Source organism: Mycobacterium sp. (assembly GCF_035506235.1).
GTDB lineage: Bacteria > Actinomycetota > Actinomycetes > Mycobacteriales > Mycobacteriaceae > Mycobacterium.
In genome coordinates, this window is record NZ_DATJPU010000109.1 from 1 (window position 1) to 8,778 (window position 8,778).

The window sequence follows — 8,778 nt, forward strand, 5'->3', positions numbered from 1 at the left end:
CACCGACCTCGGCCTGAAGTATGTCGGCCCGGTCGACGGGCACGACGAACGCGCGGTGGAGGTCGCGCTGCGCCACGCCCGCGGCTTCGGGCGCCCGGTGATCGTGCACGTCGTCACCCGCAAGGGCATGGGTTACGCGCCAGCCGAGGACGACGAGGCCGAGCAGATGCATTCCTGCGGCGTGATCGACCCGGCCACCGGCCTGGCCACCAAGATCCCGGGCCCGGGCTGGACGGCGACCTTCTCCGAGGCGCTCATCGCCTACGCGAGAAAGCGCCGCGACATCGTGGCCATCACCGCGGCGATGCCCGGCCCCACCGGGCTGACGGCGTTCGGGCAACAGTTCCCGGATCGCCTGTTCGACGTCGGCATCGCCGAGCAACACGCGATGACGTCGGCGGCCGGCCTGGCCATGGGGGGCATGCACCCGGTGGTGGCGATCTATTCGACGTTCCTCAACCGGGCCTTCGACCAGATCATGATGGACGTGGCGCTGCACAGGCTGCCCGTCACGATGGTGCTCGACCGGGCCGGGATCACCGGTCCCGACGGCGCCAGCCACAACGGCATGTGGGACCTGTCGATGCTGAACATCGTGCCCGGCATCCGGGTGGCCGCGCCGCGCGACGCGACCCGGCTGCGCGAGGAACTCGGCGAGGCCCTCGACGTCGACGACGGTCCGACGGCGATCCGGTTCCCCAAAGGCGATGTGGGCGAAGATATTCCGGCCCTGGAGCGACGGTCGGGTGTCGACGTGCTGGCGGTGCCGGCCGGCGGGTTGAACCACGACGTGCTGCTGGTCGGGGTCGGCGCGTTCGCGCCGATGGCCCTGGCGGTGGCCAAGCGGCTGCACAACCAGGGCATCGGGGTGACGGTGATCGACCCGCGCTGGGTGTTGCCGGTGTCCGACGGCGTGGTCGAGATCGCGGCGCAGCACAAGCTGGTCGTCACCCTCGAGGACAATGGCGTCAACGGCGGGGTGGGATCGGCCGTGTCGGCGGCGCTGCGGCGCGCGGAATTCGACACGCCCTGCCGCGACGTCGGGCTGCCGCAGCGGTTCTACGAGCACGCGTCGCGGGGCGAGGTGCTCGCCGATCTCGGCCTGACCGACCAGGACGTGGCGCGCCGCATCACCGGCTGGGCCGCGGCGCTGGGCGCGTCCGTCCCCGAGGCCGAGGTCCGGGAGCGCCTCGACTAAGAGTCGACGTCGAAATCGACGTTAGCGCGCGGTCTACTCGACCTTTTCCACGCCGACGTCGGTTTCGGCGTCGGTGCCCTCCGGCGGCTGCAACGCCCGGACCAGCACCGGGTCCACGAGTTCTCGCTGCCAGGCCCGCGCCTGCCCGGCGCACAGGAAGTCGTCGACGGCCGCGAGGGGGTCGGGGGCCGTCTCCCAGTCCCAGCACAGCCGTCGCACCAGGTCGGGCGAGACCAGGTTCTCCGTGGGGACCCGCACCCGCTCCGACACCTCGCTCAGCGCCGCCCGGGCCGCCTCCAGCCGCGCGGCGGCCTCCGGTTTGCGCCTGCTCCACCGCGCCGGCGGCGGAGGCCCGTTGGGCGGTTCGGCGTCCTCCGGGAGATCCCGGCTTCGCCGGGCCGCTTCCAGCGCTTCCAGCCAGACCTGGGCGCTGCGGCGTTGGTTGCGTCCGCCGAACACCGGCAGCTTGACGAGTTCGTCGACGGTCTTCGGGTCGGCGAGGGCGGCGTCGATGATGGCCGAATCCGGCAGGATGCGGCGCGGGGCGATGTCGCGGCGCTGGGCGATGCGGTCGCGCGCCGCCCAGAGCTCGCGCACCGCGGCGAGGCCGCGCCGGTCGCGCACCCGATGGATTCCCGACGTTCGGCGCCAGCGGTCCCGCCGGGCGACCGACGTGACGTCCGCGGCGGCATCGCCGCCCTTGAACGCCCGCAGGTAGTCGAATTCCTCTGCGGCCCAACCTGTTTTTCCTTGCTCGGCGAGCAGCTCGGAGATCGCCGCGCGCAGCTCGATGAGCAATTCCACGTCCAGGGCCGCGTAGTTGAGCCACTCGGCGGGCAGCGGGCGCTTGGACCAGTCGGCCGCGCCGTGGCCCTTGGCCAACCCGAACCCGAGCAGCCGCTCGACCATGGTGGCCAGGTTCACCCGGTCGAACCCGGCCAGCCGTCCGGCGAGCTCGGTGTCGTACAGCGCCGGCGGCCGCATCCCGACCTCGGCCAGGCACGGCAGGTCCTGATCGGCCGAGTGCAGGATCCATTCGTCGGTGCCCAGCACCTCGGCGACCGGCCGCAGCGCCGTCAGCGGGTCGGTACCGTGGCTGACCGGGTCGATGAGCACGGTGCCCGCCCCCGCCCGCCGGATCTGGATCAGGTAGGCGCGGTTGGAGTAGCGGAAACCCGACGCCCGCTCGGCGTCCACCGCAAACGGTCCGCGCCCGCGTTCCAGCAATCGTGCGGCCGCCTCGATCTCGCGGACGCTCACGGCCAGATCGGGGACCCCGTCGGCCGGGTGCAGCAGCGGGCAGGGTTCGGGCGCGGTGTTGTCAGGCGCGGTGTTGTCGGGCCTAACGGCCCCCGCTTCGCCCATGTCAGGCGCGTGACCGCGAGCTCAGGTCGGTGACCCCGGTCGGCGGGAGGCCCGCGGCGTGCTCCAGCACTTCGCAAAACGCCTCGACGTGCGCCCCGACCTCCGGGGTGGTCGCCGTCCAGGACGCCCGCAGCTCCAGCTGGTGGGCGCGGGGCGGCCCGGAGATGTCGCCGTAGCGCACCGAGGTGGTGGCGGTGACGGTGCCGCCCAGGGCGGTGGTGTGCTCGAGGCGGGATTCCAGCGCGTCGACCAGCCAGCTCCACGCCACCTCCGGCAGCAGAGGATCGACGGCCTCGGTGGGGTCGAGGTCGGCCTGGATGTAGGCGACCAGGCGGAGGGTCCCGTCCCAGGCGTCGGCGCCGTCCGGGTCGTACAGCAGGATCAGCCGGCCGAACGCGTCGCCCTCGGATCGCTCCGGGACGATCTCGAGGTCGGGATGCTTGACCTCGGCCCCCAGGGCGTAGCTGTAGGGCGCCAGGCGCTGCGGCGGGCGGATCGGGCCCAGCTCGATCTCCGACCGCACGGTGACGCGGTTCATCGCCGCCACCGCCTCGCGGAATGGGGCCGGTTCAGCTGAGGTCACTTGGCGCCGCTCCTCCTTGTCGCCGCCGCTGTGCATCGTCGCGGCGCGGCTCACAGCGTTCGACGCTAGACCCCTCACCCGACACGCCGAAACAGGCGCGCCGGGTTCCGGGCCCGTCGCGACCAAGCCGTTACCAGCGCTCATCTGGGCCTCGAGAAGGCCGTATTGGCTGCTCAGGGCGCGGTTCCCCCGCTGAATCGGGCCGGGCGCTTCTCCCGGTGCGCGGCGAGGCCTTCCCGAACGTCGGGGCCGCCGAAACCGACGAATTCCAGGCCCAGCGACGTCTCGAAGGCCGGGCCGAACATGCGGTACCAGTAGTTGAGGCTGTGTTTGGTCCAGCGGATCGCGTTTTGCGCGCCCTGGGCCAGGTTCTCGGCGATGCGGCTGGCCGTCGCCAGCACGTCGTCGTCGTCCACGCAGGTGGAGACCAGCCCGATGCGCTCGGCCTCCTCGCCCAGCAGGGTCTCGCAGGTGAGCAGGTAGTACTTGGCCTTGGCCATGCCGACCAGCAGCGGCCAGCAGATCGCGGCGTGGTCACCCGCGGCCACCCCGAGCTTGGTGTGTCCGTCGATGAACCGCGCGGTGCGGCCGGCGACCGAGATGTCGGCCAGCAGCGCCACCACCAGGCCGGCGCCGACGGCGGGCCCCCGGATCGCCGACACCACGGGCTTGTCGAAGCTGACCATGTTGAGCACCAGGTCGCGGGCCTCCCGCATGATGCGGATCCGGCCCTCGAAGTCGCCAATGGTCTCCTCGATCAGGTCGAAGCTGCCGCCGGAGGAGAAGGCCTTGCCCTCGCCGCGGACCAGCACGACGCGCACGGCGGGATCGCGATCGAGCACCGGCCAGACGTCGGCGAGGTCGCGGTGCATCTGCGGCCCGACCGAGTTGAGCCCGGGGGAGTCCAGGACCAGGGTCAGCACGCCGTTCCCGGCTTGTTCGAATCGGAGGCTGGGGAACTCGTCGTAGCTGATCGGCACCATCGTGATGTTACGCAAGCGCCGATCGGCGCTCGTGGCAGCATTGAGGCCGATGAATAACCCCGGCAACCCCGCGCGTACCCGTCGCGACCTGCCCGAGTCGCCGTATCTGGCCGCCGTCAGCGGGCGCAAGCCCGGCCACGTGCCGGTGTGGTTCATGCGGCAGGCGGGGCGCTCGCTGCCCGAATACCGGGCGCTGCGGGAACGGCACAGCATGCTGGCGGCCTGCTTCGAGCCCGAGGTGGCCTGCGAGATCACGCTGCAGCCGGTGCGTCGCCACGGCGTCGACGCCGCGATCCTGTTCTCCGACATCGTGGTGCCGCTTCGCGCGGCGGGCGTCGAACTGGACATCGTCGCCGACGTCGGGCCGGTCATCGCGCACCCGGTGCGCACCGACGACGACATCGAGGCGATGAAACCCCTTGACCCGCAGGCGATTCAGCCGATACGCGAAGCGGTTTCGCTGCTCGTCGGGGCGCTGGGCGATGTCCCGCTGATCGGTTTCGCCGGCGCCCCGTTCACGCTGGCGTCCTATCTCGTCGAAGGCGGCCCCAGCCGCAACCACGCCCGCACCAAGGCGATGATGCTGGCCGAGCCGCACAGCTGGCACGAGCTGATGTCGAAGCTGACCGACCTCACCGTCGCGTTCCTGCAGGGGCAGATCGAGGCCGGGGTGGACGCGATTCAGGTGTTCGACTCGTGGGCCGGGACGCTGTCGCTGGCCGACTACCGCCACTACGTTCTGCCGCACAGCTCGCGGGTGTTCGCCACGCTGTCGGACCATGGCGTCCCGATGACGCATTTCGGCGTCGGCACGGCCGAACTGCTGGGCGCGATGTCGTCGGCGCTGAAGTGCGGCATGAAGCCCCGCCAGGCGACCGTCGTCGGGGTGGACTGGCGCACGTCGCTGGCCGACGCCGCCGCCCGGGTCGAGCCCGGCACGGCGCTGCAGGGCAACCTGGATCCGGTGGTGCTGCTGGCGGGCTGGCCGGTGGTCGAGCGCGCCGCGCGGGCCGTCATCGACGACGGACGCCGCGCGGTCGACGCCGGCGCCACCGGCCACGTCTTCAACCTCGGCCACGGGGTGCTGCCCGAGACCGATCCCGCCGTCCTGACCGACCTGGTCGCGCTGGTCCATTCGCTATGACGGCACGCTCGTATTGCTGCCCTTCCTACTGCGTTGTGGGCGGCGGTATCTCGGGACTCACCGCGGCATACCGGCTGCGCGCGGCCGCCGACCGGGCGGGTGATGACGCGACGATCACGCTGTTCGAGCCCGCCGACCGGCTCGGCGGCGTGTTGCGCACCGAGCGGGTCGGCGGGCAGGCGATGGACGTGGGCGCCGAGGCGTTCGTGCTGCGCCGGCCCGAGATGCCGGCGCTGCTGGCCGAGCTCGGCCTGTCGGGTCGCCAACTGGCCACCACCGGCGCCCGGCCACTGATCTACAGCCGGCGGCAGTTGCACCCGCTGCCGGCCGGCACGATCGTCGGGATCCCGTCGTCGTCCGCGTCGGTCGCCGGATTGGTGGACGAGGCGACGGTCGCACGCATCGACGCCGAACCCACCCGACCTTTCAGCTGGCGACCGGGCAGCGATCCCGCGGTGGCCGAACTGGTCGGCGACCGGTTCGGCGAGCAGGTCGTGGCCCGCTCGGTGGATCCGCTGCTGAGCGGGGTGTATGCGGGCTCCGCGGCGACCATCGGCCTGCGCGCGGCGGCCCCCAGCGTGGCGGCGGCCCTCGACCGCGGCGCCACCAGCCTGACCGACGCGGTCGTTAAGGGGCTGCCCCCGAACACCGGCGCGCCGGTGTTCGGGGCGATCGACGGCGGCTACCGGGTGCTGGTCGACGAGCTCGTCGCGCGCAGCCGGCCGCGCTGGGTGCGCGCCGCGGTGCAACGGATCGAGCCGGCCGGGCCCGGTTGGGCGCTGCTGGACGACACCGGCGCGCGCTGGCACGCCGACGCGGTGGTCCTGGCCATTCCGGCCCCGCGGCTGGCGGCGCTGGTCGGTGAGGTTGCGCCGCGCACCTCCGCGGCGGCACGCCGGATCGAGAGCGCGTCGTCGGCGGTGGTGGCGCTCGCGGTGCCCGCCGGCACGCCGTTCCCGCACTGCTCGGGCGTGCTGGTGGCCAGCGGGGAACCCTTGCGCGCCAAGGCGATCACGCTGTCTTCCAGAAAATGGGGCACGCGCGCGAACGCCCAGCTGCTGCGGCTGTCGTTCGGGCGGTTCGGTGACGATGTGGCCGCCGGCACCGCCGATGACGAACTGGTGGGATGGGCGTTGAGCGACTTGGTCGACGTGTTCGGGCTGACCGTCGACCCCGTCGACGCCCGCGTCCAGCGTTGGATCGAGGCCATGCCGCAGTACGGCCCCGGCCACGCCGACGTGGTGGCCGAGGTGCGCGCCGGGCTGCCGCCGGGGCTGGCGGTGGCCGGCAGCTACCTCGACGGGATCGGCGTACCCGCCTGCGTCGGGGCGGCCGGCCGCGCGGTCGAGGCGCTCCGGGCGGAAGTGGCACGATAGGTTCCATGGCCAAACTCGATTACGACACCCTGAACTCGCAGCTGCGCTACCTGATGTTCTCGGTGTTCTCCGTGCGGCCCGGTGTGCTGGGCGAGGAGCGGGACGCCGTGATCGACGACGCCGCCACGTTTTTCAAGCAGCAGGAAGACCGCGGCGTCGTGGTGCGCGGCCTCTACGACGTGGCCGGGCTGCGCGCCGACGCCGACTTCATGATCTGGACCCACGCCGAACGCGTCGAGGCGCTGCAGGCGACCTACGCCGACTTCCGGCGCACCACCACGCTGGGCCGGGCCTGCGTGCCGGTGTGGAGCAGCGTGGCGCTGCACCGGCCCGCCGAGTTCAACAAGAGCCACATCCCGGCATTTCTGGCCGGCGAGGAGCCCGGCGCCTACATCTGCGTGTATCCCTTCGTGCGGTCCTACGAGTGGTATCTGCTGCCCGACGAGGAACGCCGCCGCATGCTCGCCGAGCACGGCATGGCCGCGCGCGAGTACAAGGACGTCCGCGCCAACACCGTGCCGGCGTTCGCGCTGGGCGACTACGAGTGGATCCTGGCCTTCGAGGCGCCGGAGTTGGACCGCATCGTCGACCTGATGCGCGAGCTGCGCGCCACCGACGCGCGTCGGCACACCCGCGCCGAGACGCCGTTTTTCACGGGGCCGCGGGTGCCGGTCGAGCAGTTGGTGGCGGCGCTGCCATGACAACAGCACCGTTCGACCCGACCGACCCCACCCGGTTCGAGGAGATGTACCGCGACGACCGGCTGTCGCACGGGCTACCCGCGGCCACGCCCTGGGACATCGGCGGCCCGCAGCCGGTGGTTCAGCGGCTGGTCGCGCTGGGCGCGATCAAGGGTGAGGTGCTCGACCCGGGCACCGGCCCCGGCCACCACGCGATCTACTACGCCTCGAAGGGCTACTCGACAACACTTAGTAAATACTAAGCTGGCCGGGGCCTAGCCGCCGTGCCAAAAGGTGGGTACTGCGGGTCGAAGCGGTCCTGGGGGTCGACGGTTTGACCGCACGCGGGGCAAGTGGTCGGCTTGGGCCCCCAGTCGTCCGACCAGTCGCCGTACGACATGACGTCTCTCGTCCAGCAGCGTCCGTGATTGGGGTGGTTGGCGTGGTACTTGGGCTGGGACCGGCTGTTCCAGCCGTCCGCCTTGGCGTGCCAGTCGTGGACGCGGGCGGTGTACGCCTGGTCGTCGGTGAGCCCCTGCTCTGGGTCGTAGTAGGACGCCTCGAACAACACCGGCTTCTTACCGGGGGGCCCTGCGAGCTGGCCGTCCTTTCGCCAGACCTCAACGGCCACGCGGCGAATCGCGGAAGCCGCGCCCTCGCGGCGCATCTCAGCCGTCCACTCGGCAGCCTGCCGCTCAGCCTGTTCCAGGGTGGCTCCGATCATCGCGTCCGCTCCGCCCCTGTACGACCGGACCGCCTGGTACTCGTCTTTCGGTGTCTTCGCCATGCGATGACGATACCGGCGTTTCGGGTGGTGTCGTCCTCCGTTTCGAGAGCCTCAGAAAGCATGTGCCCGAACGACTCAGCAGTGGATAGCCTCGCTGCATTCATCACAGGCATCACAGGCATAAGCGGTTGGGCTCAACCAGAAATCCGCTCAGAGCAGATGCAGTCGTGTAGGCCGCTGGGGTAGTAAAACCCCTCCTCGAACGACCGAAGTTCGTCCGGGAGACAAGCCGCTAGGGCGGCAGGATCGTAGGGATTGAGCTTGCAGCCTCGGGGGTCGTCAGCGGGGCCACGTACCGCGACATCCTGGTGTCGTCGTCTCGTCGGAGTAACTTCCCCTATGCGAGCCGAGCGGAGGGAAGCAACTGGCACATGGCGACGACGAATGCCAATCTGATCTGGAAGATCGCCGACCTGCTGCGCGGGCCGTATCAGCCCAACCAATACGGCGACGTTATCTTGCCGTTTACGATCCTGCGCCGCCTGGACTGCATTCTGGAGCCGACCAAGGACCAGGTCCTGGCGGAGTGCAAGAAGATCCAGTCGATGAAGATCGACCCCGGAGTCCTGCTCAAGTCCAAGTTCAAACTGCCGTTCTACAACACCTCCCGGTGGACCTTCGCCTCCCTAGTCGGCGATCCGGAGGGCGTCGCCGACAACCTG

The 8,778-nt window shown here is 71.0% G+C and carries 9 protein-coding genes and 1 pseudogene; 6 read left to right on the forward strand and 4 right to left on the reverse strand.

Annotated features, from left to right (window positions below; genetic code table 11):
• A partial coding sequence (locus tag VMD50_RS10170; protein WP_325427381.1) for a transketolase C-terminal domain-containing protein occupies positions 1–1,198 on the forward strand: 1,198 nt, incomplete at its 5' end.
• A gap of 33 nt (positions 1,199–1,231) precedes the next feature.
• On the opposite strand, the gene VMD50_RS10175 is transcribed toward VMD50_RS10170, so the two are convergent.
• From VMD50_RS10175 to VMD50_RS10185, 3 genes are all read right to left on the reverse strand, one after another.
• Entirely contained in the window at positions 1,232–2,563 is a 1,332-nt protein-coding gene (locus tag VMD50_RS10175) for a ribonuclease D (RefSeq protein ID WP_325427383.1), read from the reverse strand.
• A 1-nt stretch (position 2,564) separates the two neighbouring features.
• The gene (locus VMD50_RS10180) at positions 2,565–3,182 is read right to left on the reverse strand and encodes a DUF3000 domain-containing protein (RefSeq protein ID WP_325427396.1); all 618 of its coding nucleotides are present in this window, start codon (positions 3,180–3,182) and stop codon (positions 2,565–2,567) included.
• A 137-nt stretch (positions 3,183–3,319) separates the two neighbouring features.
• Positions 3,320–4,126 (reverse strand): enoyl-CoA hydratase/isomerase family protein, encoded by an 807-nt coding sequence (locus VMD50_RS10185; RefSeq protein ID WP_325427385.1) that lies wholly within the window; start codon positions 4,124–4,126, stop codon positions 3,320–3,322.
• A gap of 52 nt (positions 4,127–4,178) precedes the next feature.
• On the opposite strand from VMD50_RS10185, the gene hemE reads away from it, so the two are divergent.
• The 4 genes and pseudogenes from hemE to VMD50_RS10205 form a co-directional block, all read left to right on the forward strand.
• Positions 4,179–5,273 (forward strand): uroporphyrinogen decarboxylase, encoded by a 1,095-nt coding sequence (hemE, locus tag VMD50_RS10190; RefSeq protein ID WP_325427387.1) that lies wholly within the window; start codon positions 4,179–4,181, stop codon positions 5,271–5,273.
• Positions 5,270–6,649: a protoporphyrinogen oxidase gene (locus VMD50_RS10195; protein ID WP_325427389.1), complete on the forward strand. Its 1,380-nt coding sequence runs from the start codon at positions 5,270–5,272 to the stop codon at positions 6,647–6,649. Before hemE ends, VMD50_RS10195 begins: the two co-directional genes overlap by 4 nt.
• Before the next feature lie 5 nt (positions 6,650–6,654).
• Positions 6,655–7,350, forward strand: a complete 696-nt coding sequence (gene hemQ, locus VMD50_RS10200; RefSeq protein ID WP_325427391.1) for a hydrogen peroxide-dependent heme synthase — start codon at positions 6,655–6,657, stop codon at positions 7,348–7,350.
• Positions 7,347–7,577, forward strand: a pseudogene (locus VMD50_RS10205) (class I SAM-dependent methyltransferase); the annotation flags it as partial. The gene hemQ and the pseudogene VMD50_RS10205, both read left to right, overlap by 4 nt.
• A gap of 11 nt (positions 7,578–7,588) precedes the next feature.
• Here the strand turns inward: VMD50_RS10205 and VMD50_RS10210 are convergent.
• Complete coding sequence (locus VMD50_RS10210) at positions 7,589–8,116, reverse strand: hypothetical protein (RefSeq protein ID WP_325427393.1); 528 nt, start codon at positions 8,114–8,116, stop codon at positions 7,589–7,591.
• A gap of 371 nt (positions 8,117–8,487) precedes the next feature.
• On the opposite strand from VMD50_RS10210, the gene VMD50_RS10215 reads away from it, so the two are divergent.
• On the forward strand, positions 8,488–8,778 hold a 291-nt coding region (locus VMD50_RS10215), incomplete at its 3' end, for a type I restriction-modification system subunit M N-terminal domain-containing protein (RefSeq protein WP_325427395.1).